This window comes from Streptomyces sp. NPDC028305 (assembly GCF_055569495.1).
In genome coordinates this window covers 898,026-911,001 of the sequence record NZ_JBVHTN010000001.1, presented here as the reverse complement: position 1 = coordinate 911,001, position 12,976 = coordinate 898,026, and the positions used below count along the sequence as shown (strand labels likewise).

Sequence of the window (12,976 nt, the reverse complement as noted above, 5' to 3'; positions counted from 1 at the left end):
GTCAGTCTCCTGAATCCGGATCCGCGGTGGGGGTTGTCGCCGCGCCCGCGGCGAGCTGTGGTGCGGTGAACCGCACGGGCAGCCCGGCCAGGTTCTTGGACCAGGGCGAGGTGATCCAGGTCAGCTGGTCCTTCGTCACCGCGAGTTCGAGGTCCGGCAGCCGGTGCCGGAGCGTGTCCACGGCGGTTCGGGTGATCAGCCGCGCCGGGTCCTGTGCCGGGCAGGTGTGCGGGCCCGCGCCGAAGGCGAGGTGCGAGCGGTTGCCGACGACCGGCCGCCCGTCCTCGGGCAGCACCTCGGGGTCGGCGTTGGCCCCCGCCAGGCCCAGGATGAGCATGTCCCCGGCGCGGATGTGCTGCCCGCCGAAGCGCAGATCGCGGGTGGCGTAGCGGCCGGGGAAGTTGGCGGTCGGCGGGTAGCGCCACAGCACCAGGTCCAGTGCGTCGTCGACGGTGAGATGGCCGCCGCTCAGCGAGGAGCGGAAGCCCGGGTCGGTGAGCAGGACCCGTACGGCGTCGGCGATCCAGTTCACGGTGGTCTGATTCCCCGCCACGATGATCACGACGAGGTTGTGCAGCACCTCCTGGTCGCTGAGGCCGACCTCGTGCTCCAGCAGCCAGGAGGTCACATCCGGGCCCGGCTGCCGCTTCTTCCGCTCGATGAGCTCCAGCAGCATGCCGCCCATGCGCCGGTTGGCGCCGGTGGCGGCGGCGGTGGGGGCGACGACGGCGGCGATCGCCTCGACGAGCCGCGGCCCCTGCTCCTCGTCGAGACCCAGGAGCTGGGTGACGACCTGGAGCGGGAGCATCCGCGCGTACTGCGGCACCAGATCCGCCTCGTGGCGGTCGGCGAACCCGGCGATCAGGCGCTCGGCGGTGGCCCGCACCCGGCGGATCAGCTCGTGCCCGTCGAGCCGGGCCAGCGCCTCGGCGACCGCCTGGCGCATCCGGCGGTGCTGCCGGCCGTCGGCGAACAGCAGCGCGGGGCGCCAGCCGACCAGCGGGATCAGCGGCGAGTCGGGCGGCACCCGGCCGTCGCGCAGCGCGGACCAGCGCCTGGGGTCGTGCGAGAAGTACTGCTCGTCGCGGGTCAGATGGAGCAGCTCGCGATGGCCGAGCACCAGCCACGCCTCGACGCCGGGGGCGATGGCCACGGGCACCACCGGGCCGTGCTCGCGGCGCATCCGCTCGTACCGCGCGGGCATGTCGCCGTCCAGCCCCGGCCCGTACAGCGGCACCGGGTCGGGCGGCCCGGGCGGCGCGCCGACCGTCATGACGCCTCCGTGATGGTCTCTATGAGGTGGGTGACCAGCGAGATCAGCGCCTTGACCGAGGACTTGTGCTCCCGCGCGTCGCAGATGACCAGCGGGGTGTGGGGGAGCAGATCGAGCGCGGAGCGCAGATCGTCCTCGCTGTGCAGCACGCTGTCGGGGAAGGCGTTGACCGCGACGGAGAAGGGGACGTCCAGGTCTTCGAGGTGGCCGATGGCGTCGAAGGACGCCTCCAGGTCGCGGGTGTCGACCAGCGCGAGGGCGCCCAGGGCGCCGCGCGCCAGGTCCTTCCACGCGGGTAGAAAGCGCTGCTGCCCCGGCGTGCCGAACAGATAGAGCACCAGCTCGCCGCCGAGCGTGATCCGGCCGAAGTCCAGCGCCACGGTGGTCGTGATCTTGGACGGCCGTACGGCGGTGTCGAGCCGGGCGCCCGCCTTGGTCATGGTCGCCTCGGTGGACAGCGGCTTGATCTCCGAGACGGTGCCGATCAGCGTGGTCTTGCCGACGCCCATGGGGCCGACGACCAGGATCTTGGCCGCGCCGGACACGCTGGACTGCACGTACATGACGGGTGTGTCGGCCAGATCGTCGGCGTCGGCCGAGTCGTCGGCTTTGTCCGCGTCCGCGTCGTCCTTCATGTCGTCCACGCCGCTCTTGCTGTCCACGCCGCCCCCGCTGTCCACATCTTTCGCACTGTTCATGTCATTCACGCCGTCCGCTCCAGGCGCTCCGGCCACGCCGTCCGCTCTGGTCCCTCCGGCCGCCCCGGCCCAGACCTCAGAGCTTGCTCTCAAGCCCATCGAGCACCTTCCTCAGCAAGTCCCTATCGGCACGCTCGACGACCCGGACCGGCGGGCGCGCCACGAGGTGCCCCCAGTCGATGAGGTCGGCCAGCAGCACCTGCACCACGGCCGGCGGCTGGCCGAGGTGCGCGGCCACCTCCGCCACCGACAGCAGGCCCTGGCAGAAGTCGACGATCCGCCGGTACTCCGGCTGGAGTTCCGGCGGCGGCGCGCTCCCCGAGGCCATGACGAGCGTCTCCCAGGGCAGGTCGTCCCGTGAGGAACCGGCACGGCCACGTGTGATCACGTAGGGCCGCACGGCCGCGGTGGTCCGTTCCTCTCGGGGCTCGGTCATGACGCCGGGTTCATCGACTCCCGAGGGCGGCTCGAGAGATGGGAGCCGATCTTCGCCACCAGCAGCTGCATCTGCTGGGCCACCAGGCCGACATCCGCCTCCGGGTCGGTGGCCACTCCCAGGGACGCCCCCCGGCCGGCCGAGGTGAACAGCACGAACCCCTTGTCGGATTCGACCATCAGCTGCCGCACCCCCGCCTCGTGCCCGAACAACAGCGCCGCCGTGGACTGCCCGGTCACCGTGAGCGCCGCACAGGCGGCGGCCAGGGACTCGGCCTCCGCCACGTCCAGTAAGGGCACTTCCCCCGTCAACCCCTCGGCGGAGTCGTGCCCCATGCGCAGACCGTCCTCCGAGACGACGACGGCATGCCGCACGCCCGGGATCTGCGTCAGCGGACGCAGCATCCATCCAACGTCCGGGAGCCTGGATATGGTTCCGGCCACTACCGGCCTCCTTCTCGGTCCTGTCGGTCCTGTGGGTCCTGTCGGTCCGTGTCCGGGTCCTGCTCCGCCTCGGCGTCCTCGGCCCCGGCCTCCTCGGCCAGCTCCGCGCGCCCGCGGCGGGTGCCGGAGACGATGCTGGCGATCGAGGCGCGGGCGGCCTCGGGGGTCCAGGGGTCGTCGTCGGGCGCGGGCGCCTTGAGTTCGGGCGCCTTCGGGGCCGTACGGCGCCGGTTGCGCCGCTGCGGCAGCCCGGCCCCGCCCTCGGATCCGGGCCCGGCGGGGGCGGGCGCGGTCACGGGCTCGACGACGACCGGCTCCGCGTCCAGGACCGGCTCGGCGCCCCCGCCCAGCAGCCGGTGCGGCACGAAGACCACCGCCCGCGTCCCGCCGTACGCCGAGGCCGTCGACAGCTCCACGCCGAAGCCCAGCTCCCGCGACCAGCGCCCGACACACGCGAGGCCCAGCCGTGGCACCGCCCCGAGCTGAGCCAGGTCGAGCCCCTCCCGGAGCTGGGCGACGGCCTGTTCCAGCACATCGGGCGGCATCCCGAGCCCCGCGTCGTCGATCTCGAGCACCGCGCCCGCCGCGACCTCCCGGACGGAGACGGCGACCTGAGTGCGCGAGGGGGAGAAGACGGTGGCGTTCTCCAGCAGTTCGGCGACGGAGTGCATCAGGCCCTCGACCGCGGGCGCCACCACGTACAGCGTCTGCCCGCCGTGCACCTCCACCCGCCCGAACTCCACGATCCGCGACTGCGCGCCGCGCACACAGTCGAAGAGCGTCACCGGCCGGGTCTCGCGCCGCGCGGGCCAGATCCCGCACATCACCATCAGGGTCTGTGCCTTGCGGGTCATCTGGGCCGCGGCGTGGTCGGCCTTCATCACCTCGGCCATCACGGCCGCCTCGCTGATGCGCTGTTCGAGGCCGTCGAGGACCTGCTGCTGCACCACCGCCATGGCGTGCACATTCCTGGCCACGGACTCGAACGACGCCTGGACGGAGTCGCGCAGGTTCCGCTCCCGGCGGGCCGCCTCGTCCAACTCGACCCGCAGGGCGGCCAGCCGGGCCACCTCCTCGCCCCGCTCGGCCGCGACGGCCCGCTCCTGCTCGGCGGCGGCCCGCGCCCCGGCGGCCGCGGCCCGCTCCCGCTCCGCCGCCCCACGCTCCTCGGCGAGCGCTCTCCGCAGCTTGACGACCCACACCGCGCCCGACAGCGAGACCAGCGCCAGCACAGCGGACGCGACCACGATGACGGTCACGGTCTCCGACGGCACCTTCGTACACCTCCACCCGCGACGCGGCCAAGAACGGGCAGATACTACTGACCAACTGATCAGTTGTGTCTGGTAGTTGTCAAAGTCGCATCTCAGACGGAAGCCTCAGCCGTATCTGGGCCCCGCCCCGGGGGCTGGTCCCGATGGTCAGAGTCCCGCCGTGGGCATGGGCGATGTCCTGCGCGATCGCGAGGCCGAGACCGGTGCCGCCGTCCTGCCGGGCCCGCGCGTCGTCCAGCCGGGTGAAGCGCTCGAAGACCCGCTCGCGGTCGGCCTCGGCGATGCCGGGGCCGTCGTCGTCCACCGACAGCTCCACCATGCCGTCGCCGTGGACCCCGACACCGACCGAGACACCGACAGAGACACCGACCGTGACCGTCGTACGCGTGTGTCTGCGGGCGTTGTCGACGAGATTGGTGAGCAGCCGGGAGAGCTGTACGCGGCTGCCGTGGACGACGACGGGCGGCCCGGCGTGGCCGTCCTCGCCCGCCGCCACGACCACGCCCGGATGGCGCCGTACCTCCTCGGCCGCCAGCGCCGCGAGGTCCACCGGGGCCCGGGAAGGCGCCTCCTGCGCGTCCAGCCTGGCGAGCAGCAGCAGGTCGGAGGCGACGGCCTGGAGACGGTCGGTGTCCTGGAGGGCCTTGTGCACGACGGTCGGCCAGTCCGTGCGCGAGGGGCGGGCCAGGGCGAGTTCGAGCTGGGCGCGTACGGCCGCGATGGGGCTGCGCAGCTCGTGCGAGGCGTCCGCGACGAACTGGCGCTGCCGGGTCATGGCCCGGTGCAGCCGGTCCAGGGTGGCGTTCATGGTCCGCGCCAGCCGGAAGATCTCGTCGCGCGCCTTGGGCACCGGGACGCGGCGGTGCAGATCGCGCTCGGTGATCTCGGTGAACTCCTCCCGTATGGCGGCCACCGGGCGCAGGGCCCGGCCGACCAGCAGCCAGGTCAGGGCGGCCACGAACAGCACGAGACCGGCGGCCGCTGGGGCGACCTGGCGCAGCAGCAGCTGGGTGGCGTTGTCGAGGGCCGTGGTCGAGGGGGCGACGTCCACGCTGTACGGCGTGTGGGCCCTCGCAGGGAAGGCGGGTACGCGGAACTCCACCTTGTGGCCCAGCACAGCTTTCGCCGGACGTCCGGTGGTGATCACCCGTCCCCCCGCGTCCTTGATGGTCACCGGTTGCGGTGCGACGACCACCGCCTCGCGCCGCAGATGCCCGGACCTCACCAGTTGGTCCGCGACGCTGACTGCGGCCTGCTCGGCGTCCGCCTCCGCGCTGTCGCTCAGGTTCTGCCGTAGGACCAGCACCAGGGCCAGCATGCACAGCGCCATCGCGAGGGCGACGGTGCCGACGGCGGCCGACGTGGCCTTGGCGCGGACACTCATTCCGGTCAGCAGGCTCATGCCGTCGGTCACCCTCCGTCGCGGGCCAGCAGATATCCCGCGCCCCGTATCGTGCGGATCGCCTGTCGGCCGTACGGCACGTCGATCTTGCGGCGCAGGGTTCTGATGTAGACCTCGACGAGATTGGCCCCGCCGTCGTAGGCGGTGTCCCACACCGTGTGCACGATCTCGGTCTTGGAGACCACCTGTCCCGCGCGGCGGGCCAGGCACTCCAGCACGGCGAACTCCTTGGCCGTCAGCGTGACGCTCTCCCTCCCCCGGCTACAGGCCAGGGCCGCCGGCTCCAGCCGCAGATCACCCAGTTCCAGCACCTCGGGCCGGTCCAGGCCGCCGCGCCGCACCAGGGCCCGCACCCGCGCGATCAGGACGACGTAGGAGAACGGCTTGGTCAGGTAGTCGTCCGCGCCGACGTCGAGGCCGTCGGCCTCGTCGTATTCGCCGTCCTTGGCGGTCAGCATCAGGATCGGGGTCCAGATGCCGGCCTCCCGCAGCCGGGAGCAGACCTGATAGCCGGACAGCCCGGGCAGCATCACATCCAGCACGATCGCCGCGTACTCGGCGCCCTGGGCGAGCGCCAGGCCACTGCGCCCGTCACCGGCCGTCTCGACGGTGAAACCCTCCTGCTCCAGGCCTTCCTTGAGGAGTTCGCGGAGCCGGGCGTCGTCTTCCACCACGAGAATGCGCACGGCAGCAGCATGGCACGCGCAAGCTGAGCCTCCGCTGAAGAGCCTTCAGCGAGGACTCAGCGTCGGTACGCCACGGTGGGTGCACCGACGGATCGAGCGTCCGCCGGGCCCAACCCGCCTACGCCAGGAGACACTTGTGACTCGCTCCAGTTCCACCGCCACCAAGCGCCGGGGTGTCGCGCTCGCCGCCGCGGTCGGCGTTCTGACGCTGGGGGCCATGACCTCCGCCTCGGCCGCCGGCCCGTCGCACACCGGTTCGAAGGGGAGTTCCGTTGTGTTGAGCGCGGCCAAGGGGCCCAAGCCCTGTGTGGTCACACCCGGCAAGCCTGTCCCGGCCGGCAAGGCCGTCGAGCTCGGCAAAGCCGTCCAGAGCGCCGAGGCCACCGAGGCCACCGAGGTCGCCAAGGCCAACAAGGCGGTCAAGGCGGTCAAGGGCATCAAGATCGCCGACCTGTCCGTGGTGAAGGACGTCACCGGCAAGCCGATCCGCGCCCCGAAGTGCCCCGCTCCGGCCTTCCCGGGCAAGCCCGGCAAGCCGGGCACATGGTGCAAGGCCGTGGAGCACCAGCGCGCCGACTTGGCCCTCAAGGGGATCCCGGCCAAGAAGTGCCATGTCACTCCCGTTCCGGCGACCCCGAAGAAGCGGTAGCGCACGGCCGCGCCCCACGACGGACCGCCGGCCCCGGGAGTGGCCGACGGTCCCGGGCCTGAGTCCGTCCGGGATTCCGGGCGGCTCGTGGCCGTCCCGGGGATGGTTGAGGGTCCTGGCGCGGCCGTGTGCGGGCGTTCACGTGGTCCTGGGCCTGGTCCAGCGGTCAGCCGGTGGCGCCCGCGAACGCTTTTCCTCTCATCAGGCAAGTAACGGTGACCGGTCTGTGCGACGAAAGGTGTCCGCGGTGTTCGTCTTCCGCTACCCGATGGCCGCGCTGAGCCGTCTGACCAGCCGGGTCCGGTTCCGGACGGGGTTCCCCGCGTCGGCCGACGACGTATGCGGCGAAGCGGAGGGCCGGCCCGTCCGCCATTGCGACGACTGTGGCCGGACACGGTCGTCGGAGGCCTCGGGGGACGGCTTCCACACCTGTGTCTTCTGCGGTTCCGTCGACGTAGACGTCTGATCCGGTCCCACATGCAGATCATTTCGAGAGGTCGGGACACGTGAAGAAGCAATCTGCGCCGGATGTGGCGCCCACCGAGGATTCGCCGTGGAGCGCCCACGCGGCGGCACTCGTCCAGCGGAACCCGGAGACGTCCTGGTGGGTCGGCGTCTACCGGCGGGGCCTGCCGGTGAGGACCCGCCGGGCGCTCGCCCAGCGGTTCTCCCCCGAGGTGCGCAGACAGGTCAAGCGGCGCCTCGCCGCCGTCCCGACGCCCGCGTCCGGTATGGGCCGGGTGCGGTCTGCCCGCGAACTGCGGCGCCTGAGGGGCCTGTCGGACGCCCCGGACCGGGCCCTGCACAGCGTGCGGGGCGTCCCCAAGGTGACCCTCGTCGGTCAGGCCGTCTCGCCGTTGCAGGCGCGCGGCGACAACCTGGCCGCGGTGTGCCGGGCGCTGGACGAGGCACACGTCGACTACTTCTGTGTGCGCGGTGGCCGGGACGGCTCGGCCGTCGTCGCCACGCCCGCCGAGGACCGCCCCCGGGTCCACCAGGCCCTGGCCGAACTCTGTGAAACCCTGCCCGGCTATGTCTCCGCCATGGACCGGCGGACCCGTACGCCCCGCTCCTCCGCGCCCGGCTTCGCCCCCGCCTCCTGGCAGAAGCTCGCCACAGCGGAGGTGATCCGCATGACCTGGTACCACAGCGACCCCACCGGCCGACTGGTGCTGGGCCCCGAACACGGCTGCGACGTGGAGTTCTGGCCCGCCGACGGCGACCGGCTACTCGCGCCCCGCCCGAACCGGGTGGCCGATCAGGTGCCCCGCTCCGACGCGCCCGTGCGGATCTCCGACGCGGGATTCACCCGGCTCGCCCCCGCCACGGGCCGTCCACTGCCCGAAGTCCGCACCCGCCGGGAGTTCGCCGCGCCCCGGCCCGACGACATCCGGTTCCCCGTCGACGTGGTCTACACCTGGGTCGACGGCCAGGACCCGGCCTGGCTGCGCCGCCGGGCCGAGGCCGCCGGGACGGCATACCACGAGGAGGCCGCGAACGCGGCGCGGTTCATCAGCCGCGACGAACTGCGCTACTCGCTGCGCTCCCTGCACCAGAACGCACCATGGATCCGCAAAGTGTTCCTGGTGACCGACGACCAGATACCGTCCTGGCTGAACCTGGACGCCCCAGGGCTGCGGGTGGTCAGCCACAAGGAGATCTTCGCCGACCCGAGCGTGCTGCCGACCTTCAACTCACACGCCATCGAAAGCCAGTTGCACCGCATCGGCGGCCTGGCCGAGCACTTCCTCTACTTCAACGACGACGTCTTCCTCGGCCGGCCCGTCACACCACAGGACTTCTTCCACGCCAACGGGCTGACCAAGTTCTTCCCCTCCCCCGCGCTGATCCCGCCGGGCGAGCCGTCCAACGACGACGTGCCGGTCTCGATCGCCGGGAAGAACAACCGAACGCTGATCCAGGCCCACTTCGGCACCGTGATCACCCAGAAGATGAAACACACCCCCCACCCGCTGCGACGCAGCGTCCTGGAAGAGATCGAAACCGGCTTCGCCACCCGCCACCAGGCCACCGCCGGCAACACCTTCCGCAGCATGGACGACCTGTCCATCGCCTCATCGCTCCACCACTACTACGCCTTCCACACGGCCCGCGCGGTCCCCGGCAGCCTCCGCTACACCTACCTGGACCTGTCGCACCCGGACACCGCGACACGGCTCGCCAGGTTGCTGGCACGCCGGGATCGCCAGGTGTTCTGCCTCAACGACACCGTCTCCGGCGAGCAGGACATCGACGCACAACAGGCCCTGCTCGGCCCGTTCCTCGACGCGTACTTCCCTGTGCCCTCCCCGTACGAGAAGGGGGAGCATCGCCGGTGAGCTCCGGCAGGGCGGCACGTACCATCCCTCGCGAGCGAAGCCGGCCTCGACGCGGCGGGCACCCGCGCGGATGTGCACCTGATGTGCGACAAGTACGCCACCCACAACACTCCCGACGCTGATCCGCCGAGGCGTCCACACCTCCATCAAGGCGCTGGAGGCAGACCGCAAGATTTCTGGCGCATCACACTGGCTAGGCTCCTGACCATGCCCGACATATCGCTGGTGACGTTGCTCCTGCTCTGCCTCGCCGCGGCCGGTGCCGGCTGGATCGACGCCGTAGTGGGCGGCGGGGGCCTTCTCCTGCTGCCCGCCATGCTGGTCGGACTGCCGAACTTCCAGCCCACCTACATCCTCGGCACCAACAAGGCGATCGCCATTGTCGGGACGACCGGCGCCGCCATCACGTACACCCGCAAGACCCCGCTCGACATACGGCTCGCCGTGCGCATAGGCGCCGCCGCGGTCGCCGGCTCCCTCGCGGGCGCCTTCTTCGCCTCCGGCATCGACAGCGGTGTGCTGCGGCCGCTGATCATGGTGGTCCTGCTGGCCGTCCTCGCGTTCGTCCTCCTCCGCCCGGCCTTCGGCACCGCCCCGGCCCCCGCGGAGCCCCTGACCAGGCAGCGCGTCCTGGCCGCGATCCTCGCCATCGGCCTCGGCATCGGCTTCTACGACGGCCTGATCGGCCCCGGCACCGGCACCTTCCTCGTCATCGCCCTGGTCGCCGCGCTCCATATGAACCTGGTCACCGCCTCCGCCACGGCCAAGGTCGTCAACGTCTGCACCAACTTCGGCGCGCTGGTCACCTTCGCCGCCCAGGGCACGGTCCTGTGGCGCATGGCGGGGCTGCTCGCGCTCTTCAACCTGGGCGGCGGGATGCTGGGCGCGCGGATGGCGCTGAAGCGGGGGAGCGGGTTCGTCCGGGGGGTGCTGGTGGTCGTGGTGGTCTCGCTGGTCTGCAAGCTGGCGTACGACCAGTGGCTGGCGTGATCGGGCCGGTGCCCTACGTCAGCTCGGCTGAGGTGTAGTAGCCCTCGTCCACCAGAATCCGGGTGTTGGACTTGTCGATGCTCACCGGCGGCAGCAGGGAGGACGGGACCTCCTTCTCGTTGTTGTCATACGTCGTTGTGGTGTCGGCCTCCGGCTTGCCACCCGTCAGCATCGCGTCGCCAATCCGCACGGCGGTCTTGGCGAGCTTGCGGGTGTCCTTGTAGACGGTCTGCGTCTGCTCGCCCTCGTTGATCGACTTGACCGAGGCGAGCTCCGCGTCCTGCCCGGTGACGATCGGGTACGGCCGGTTCTTGGTGCCGTAGCCGGCGCTCTTGAACGCGGAGATGATGCCGAGGGACATGCCGTCGTACGGCGAGAGCACAGCGTCGACCCTGGCCTTGGTGTACGACTCGCTGAGCAGGTCGTCCATCCGCTTCTGGGCGGCAGCGCCGTCCCAGCGGTCGGTCGTGACCTGGTTCAGCCCGGTCTGGCCGCTGCGGACCACGATCTGGTGCTTGTCGATGTACGGCTTGAGCGCGTCCATCGCGCCGTTGAAGAAGTACCGGGTGTTCGGGTCCGTGGCCGCACCGGCGAACAGTTCGACGTTGAACGGGCCCTTCTCGCCCCTGTCGAGCCCCAGCTTGTGGACGATGTAGTCGCCCTGGAGCCGGCCGGCCTTGCGGTTGTCGAAGCTGACGTAGTAGTCGACCGCGTCGGTGTTCAGCAGCGGCAGATCGTACGCGATGACCTTGGTGCCCGCGTCCTTGGCCCGCTTCAGCACGTCGACCAGCGCGGCGCTGTCGACCGGGGCGACCACCAGCAGTTTGTGCCCCGTGACGATCATGCTGTCGATCTGTGAGACCTGCTGGTTGGCGTCCCCGTCGCCGTACTGGAGGTCGACCTTGTAGCCCTTGGCCTCGAACTGCCTCTTCATGGCGTTGCCGTCGGCCGTCCACCGCTCGGAGTCCTCGGTCGGCAGCGCCAGGCCGATCGTGCCGGCACGGGTGCCACCGCCCACCTTCTTACCGGCGGTCTTGTCATCGGATTCCCCGAACGGCCACTTCAGTACCAGGCCGGTCACGGCGAGGGCCAGAACCAAGGCGCCCGCGGCGACGAGCGCCCCTGCCCTGCGCCGGGAGCGCGACGTGGCGGTGCTGGACGGTGAGGTGACGGTGACGGTCTCGGGCAGGCGGTGAGCGGGCTGCGTGGTCATGGCCGCTGTTGGTGAACGGAGCGAAGCCAGGGCCGCCGGGACGGTCGGACGCCGGTCCGGGTCCTTCTCCAGGAGGTTCGTGATGAGCGGCGCGAGCGGTCCGGCTCGCCGGAGCGGTGGCGCCTGGTCGAACAGGACGGCGGTCAGCGATCCGGTGGGGGTGTCGCGGCGGAACGGCGAGACGCCCTCGACGGCCTGGTACAGCGTCACCCCGAGGGAGAACAGGTCGCTGGCGGCCAGCCCGTCGGTACCACGCACCCGTTCGGGGGCCATGTACTCCACCGAGCCGATGACCGCCCCCGTGGCGGTCAGGGCGGTGTCGGAATGGTGGACCGCGATCCCGAAATCGGCGAGCAGGACCTTGCCGTCCTCGGCCATCATCACATTGGCCGGCTTGACGTCGCGATGCACGATCCCCGCGTCGTGCGCCGCGCCGAGCGCGTGCAGCAGCCGCTCGGCGACCTCGGTGGCCTCCTCCGCCGACAGCGGTCCGTGCTCGGCGAGACGCTTCTCCAGCGAGCAGCCGTCGACCAGTTGCATCACGATCCAGGGGCGGTCGTCCTCGATGACGACATCGTGGACCGCGACGATGTTCGGGTGGTCACGCAGCCGGGCCGCGTTACGGGCCTCACGCTCGGCGCGCGCCAGCCGTGCGGCCTGCTCTGCCTCGGGCACCGCCTGGAGCAGCCACAGCTCCTTGACCGCCACGTCGATGCGCAGGGTCTCGTCATGAGCCTTCCAGACCCGCCCGAATCCTCCTGAGCCAAGGTCGGAGACCAGCCGGTAGCGGCCCCCGATCAGCTGGCCCGGTTGCGCGCTCCGTGTCACGGCCACCCCCCGTTTGGTCCAAACCACGGTCCAGGACGAGGAGACCTCCAGTTGGCTGTCGTACAGGCCCTGGGCTCAGGCACTTTACTCGCCGTTGGGCATCACGCGCGGTGCTACGCCGTCGGGACGCGCCCGGCGTCGGCTCGGCGTTGTCCCGCGACCGCGATGAGTTTCCGGCGCCCGGCCGGTCTACCCAGGCATGGACAAAGACTACGGAGTCACGGGCGCCCACACCGAGGTCGAACTCCTCGTCGACCTGACCGTCGACGAGCTCTGGCCCGCGATCACGGACCTCTCGCGCTACGGCGACTGGAGCCCTGAGTGCACCCACGCGGCCTGGCTGGACGGCTGGACAGAACCGGCGGTCGGCGCGCGGTACGAGGCCCGTAACCGGTTCCCGAACGGCCTGGTCACGCAGGTGCTGTGCGTGGTCACCGCCGCCCAACCGCCGTACTCGTTCGGCTGGGACGTGTACGGCGGCGCCCCGGAAACCCATGAGCCGTTCGCCACCTGGCGCTACGACCTGCGCCCCGCTGTGCGGCCCGAGCAGACCGTGGTCCGCCAGTCGTTCACGCACGGCCCGGGCGACAGCGGGGCCCGCGCGGCCGTACGGGCCGACCCGGCCAACGCCGCGGCGATCCTTCAGGGACGGCTGGACCAGCTGCGCCGCAACATGAAGCTGACGATCGGGGCGATGATCTGCGATGCGGCCAGGGGGCGCCCGGAGCTGGAATAGCCCCGCAGG

The 12,976-nt window shown here is 71.3% G+C and carries 13 protein-coding genes and 1 pseudogene; 5 read left to right on the top strand and 9 right to left on the bottom strand.

Features of this window, described 5'->3' with window-relative positions; all coding sequences use genetic code 11:
* Nucleotide 1 precedes the first annotated feature (1 nt).
* The 7 genes from ACZ4WQ_RS04230 to ACZ4WQ_RS04200 all read right to left on the bottom strand — a co-directional run bounded on the left by ACZ4WQ_RS04230 (nucleotide 2) and on the right by ACZ4WQ_RS04200 (nucleotide 6,212).
* The gene (locus tag ACZ4WQ_RS04230; protein WP_311722643.1) at nucleotides 2–1,273 is read right to left on the bottom strand and encodes a cytochrome P450; all 1,272 of its coding nucleotides are present in this window, start codon (nucleotides 1,271–1,273) and stop codon (nucleotides 2–4) included.
* The gene (locus tag ACZ4WQ_RS04225) at nucleotides 1,270–1,971 is read right to left on the bottom strand and encodes a GTP-binding protein (protein ID WP_358847513.1); all 702 of its coding nucleotides are present in this window, start codon (nucleotides 1,969–1,971) and stop codon (nucleotides 1,270–1,272) included. Before ACZ4WQ_RS04225 ends, ACZ4WQ_RS04230 begins: the two co-directional genes overlap by 4 nt.
* 76 nt (nucleotides 1,972–2,047) lie before the next feature.
* Nucleotides 2,048–2,407 carry a DUF742 domain-containing protein gene (locus ACZ4WQ_RS04220; protein WP_311722645.1) on the bottom strand — a complete coding sequence of 120 codons (360 nt, stop codon included), beginning with the start codon at nucleotides 2,405–2,407 and terminating at the stop codon, nucleotides 2,048–2,050.
* Nucleotides 2,404–2,850 carry a roadblock/LC7 domain-containing protein gene (locus ACZ4WQ_RS04215; protein WP_311722646.1) on the bottom strand — a complete coding sequence of 149 codons (447 nt, stop codon included), beginning with the start codon at nucleotides 2,848–2,850 and terminating at the stop codon, nucleotides 2,404–2,406. The genes ACZ4WQ_RS04220 and ACZ4WQ_RS04215 overlap by 4 nt, the downstream gene beginning before the upstream one ends.
* Nucleotides 2,850–4,124: an ATP-binding protein gene (locus ACZ4WQ_RS04210; RefSeq protein WP_398369618.1), complete on the bottom strand. Its 1,275-nt coding sequence runs from the start codon at nucleotides 4,122–4,124 to the stop codon at nucleotides 2,850–2,852. The genes ACZ4WQ_RS04215 and ACZ4WQ_RS04210 overlap by 1 nt, the downstream gene beginning before the upstream one ends.
* 79 nt (nucleotides 4,125–4,203) lie before the next feature.
* Entirely contained in the window at nucleotides 4,204–5,526 is a 1,323-nt protein-coding gene (locus tag ACZ4WQ_RS04205; RefSeq protein WP_311722648.1) for a sensor histidine kinase, read from the bottom strand.
* A gap of 8 nt (nucleotides 5,527–5,534) precedes the next feature.
* Nucleotides 5,535–6,212, bottom strand: coding sequence for a response regulator transcription factor (locus ACZ4WQ_RS04200; protein ID WP_311722649.1), 678 nt, complete (start codon nucleotides 6,210–6,212; stop codon nucleotides 5,535–5,537).
* A 136-nt stretch (nucleotides 6,213–6,348) separates the two neighbouring features.
* Between ACZ4WQ_RS04200 and ACZ4WQ_RS04195 the strand changes: the two genes are divergently transcribed.
* The 4 genes from ACZ4WQ_RS04195 (at nucleotide 6,349) to ACZ4WQ_RS04180 (ending at nucleotide 10,190) form a co-directional block, all read left to right on the top strand.
* The gene (locus ACZ4WQ_RS04195) at nucleotides 6,349–6,861 is read left to right on the top strand and encodes a hypothetical protein (protein WP_311722650.1); all 513 of its coding nucleotides are present in this window, start codon (nucleotides 6,349–6,351) and stop codon (nucleotides 6,859–6,861) included.
* A 226-nt stretch (nucleotides 6,862–7,087) separates the two neighbouring features.
* Nucleotides 7,088–7,327 carry a hypothetical protein gene (locus tag ACZ4WQ_RS04190; protein ID WP_311722651.1) on the top strand — a complete coding sequence of 80 codons (240 nt, stop codon included), beginning with the start codon at nucleotides 7,088–7,090 and terminating at the stop codon, nucleotides 7,325–7,327.
* 40 nt (nucleotides 7,328–7,367) lie between these two features.
* Nucleotides 7,368–9,200 (top strand): stealth family protein, encoded by a 1,833-nt coding sequence (locus tag ACZ4WQ_RS04185; protein ID WP_311722652.1) that lies wholly within the window; start codon nucleotides 7,368–7,370, stop codon nucleotides 9,198–9,200.
* A gap of 207 nt (nucleotides 9,201–9,407) precedes the next feature.
* Entirely contained in the window at nucleotides 9,408–10,190 is a 783-nt protein-coding gene (locus tag ACZ4WQ_RS04180) for a sulfite exporter TauE/SafE family protein (protein WP_311722653.1), read from the top strand.
* Between the two features lie 13 nt (nucleotides 10,191–10,203).
* Here ACZ4WQ_RS04180 and chvE read toward each other — a convergent pair whose 3' ends face one another.
* Both chvE and ACZ4WQ_RS04170 read right to left on the bottom strand, forming a co-directional pair.
* Nucleotides 10,204–11,403, bottom strand: coding sequence for a multiple monosaccharide ABC transporter substrate-binding protein (gene chvE / locus ACZ4WQ_RS04175; RefSeq protein WP_394816708.1), 1,200 nt, complete (start codon nucleotides 11,401–11,403; stop codon nucleotides 10,204–10,206).
* Nucleotides 11,404–11,439: 36 nt separating this feature from the next.
* Nucleotides 11,440–12,231 (bottom strand): annotated as a pseudogene (locus ACZ4WQ_RS04170) (serine/threonine-protein kinase); the annotation flags it as partial.
* A gap of 199 nt (nucleotides 12,232–12,430) precedes the next feature.
* Between ACZ4WQ_RS04170 and ACZ4WQ_RS04165 the strand changes: the two are divergent.
* Complete coding sequence (locus tag ACZ4WQ_RS04165) at nucleotides 12,431–12,967, top strand: SRPBCC family protein (RefSeq protein ID WP_311722654.1); 537 nt, start codon at nucleotides 12,431–12,433, stop codon at nucleotides 12,965–12,967.
* The last annotated feature ends 9 nt before the right edge of the window (nucleotides 12,968–12,976 follow it).